Here is a 1717-nt window from a genome sequence, read left to right as displayed (position 1 = left end):
GAGCTCATCACAGCGCGAGCGACATCAGGTCCTTGTCATGGTAGATGCCGTCGAGCTTGATCGCGTGCTTCAGCGTGCCGTAGCGCACGAAGCCGGCGCCCTCGTACAGCCGCACCGCGCGCCGGTTGGTCGACGTGACCGACAGCGTCAGCAGCTCGATGCCGTCGGCCGCGCGCGCCTGCTCGATGCCGGCGGCCAGCAGCGCGCGCCCGACGCCGCGGCCCGCCGCCTGCGCCTGCACCATCATCCCGACGATGTGGCCGATGTGCCGCACCTTGGCGCGGTTCTCGCGTTCGCAGGTGAGGGCGCCCAGCAGTTCGCCGTCGTCCCAGGCACCGAGCGTGAACTGCCCGCCGCCCGGCTGCCCCAGCCCGAGCCGCGGCAGGTAGACCTCGGCCGGCTTGCGCGATTCGGTGTGCGCGTCGGAGGTGAAGGCATCGGGGAAGGCCTGCAGCATCGCGTCGCGCAGCGCCTTGTAGGCCGGCAGGTCGACGACGTCAAGCGTGCGGATCACCAGCAGCTCAGGGGCCGCGCGGCGCGCGGAGTCGCTCGAGATCATCGAGGCTCATCCACCGATGTAGTGCATCTCGACGCGGCGCCCGGCCGGCGCGGATGACGGGTCGGCGCCGGCCTCGCTGCGCAGTTCGGAGTAGCGGTCGGCGCGCCGGTTCCAGACGCCGCCGATCGCCGCGGCGATCTCGGCATCGCTGCGGCCCTCGCGCAGCAGCGCACGCAGGTCGTGGCCGCGGTGCGCGAACAGGCACAGGTAGAGCTTGCCCTCGGTCGACAGCCGCGCGCGGTTGCAGTCGTGGCAGAAGGCCTGCGTCACGCTCGAGATCACGCCGATCTCGCCGGCGCCGTCGGCATAGCGCCAGCGCTGCGCGGTCTCGCCGGGCTGCTGCGCGCCGAGCGGCTGCAGCGGGAACTCGGCGGCGATGCGCGCGACGACCTCGGCCGACGGCAGCACCTCGTCCATGCGCCAGCCGTTGGTGGCGCCGACGTCCATGTACTCGATGAAGCGCAGCACCGCGCCGCTGTGGCGGAAGTGCCGCGCCATCGCGACGATCTGGTCGTCGTTGGTGCCGCGCTTGACCACCATGTTGATCTTGATCGGGCCGAGCCCGACGCGCTGCGCCGCCTCGATGCCGGCCAGCACGTCGGCGACCGGGAAATCGGCATCGTTCATGCGGCGGAACACCGCATCGTCGAGCGCATCGAGGCTGACGGTGATGCGCTGCAGGCCGGCATCCTTCAGCGCCTGCGCCTTGCGCGCCAGCACCGAGCCGTTGGTCGTCAGCGTGAGGTCCAGCGGCAGCCCGTCGCCGGCGGTGCGCAGCGCGGCCAGCATCTCCACCAGCCGCTCCAGGTTCTTGCGCAGCAGCGGCTCACCGCCGGTCAGGCGGATCTTGCGCACCCCGTGCGCGACGAACTGGCGGGCCAGGCGCGCGATCTCCTCGAAGCTCAGCAGCGAACTGTGCGGCAGGAACTCGTAGTGCTTGTCGAAGACTTCCTTCGGCATGCAGTAGCTGCAGCGGAAGTTGCAGCGGTCGGTCACCGAGATGCGCAGGTCGCGCAGCGGGCGGCCCAGCGTGTCGGCGAGCAGGCCGGTGGGAGCAGTCGATTGCGCAGGCACCAGCGGCACGCTGGAGGCATAGCGGTGGTCTGCCAGCGGAATCACTTTGTCGGCCATGGGCGGATTGTGCCCGCCCGGCATGCG

The 1717-nt window shown here is 71.1% G+C and carries 2 protein-coding genes; both read right to left on the bottom strand.

Annotation, left to right across the window (positions count from 1 at the left end; all coding sequences use genetic code 11):
- Positions 1 to 7: 7 nt before the first annotated feature.
- A complete protein-coding gene (locus tag AC1D12_RS32675) occupies positions 8 to 559 on the bottom strand; it encodes a GNAT family N-acetyltransferase (protein WP_477845288.1) in 552 nt (183 codons plus the stop codon).
- 6 nt (positions 560 to 565) lie between these two features.
- Positions 566 to 1690 (bottom strand): GTP 3',8-cyclase MoaA, encoded by a 1125-nt coding sequence (moaA, locus tag AC1D12_RS32670; protein WP_465112534.1) that lies wholly within the window; start codon positions 1688 to 1690, stop codon positions 566 to 568.
- Positions 1691 to 1717: the final 27 nt, after the last annotated feature.

Source organism: Rhizobacter sp. P1_G5 (assembly GCF_056405435.1).
This window is presented reverse-complemented; position numbering and strand designations above follow the sequence as displayed.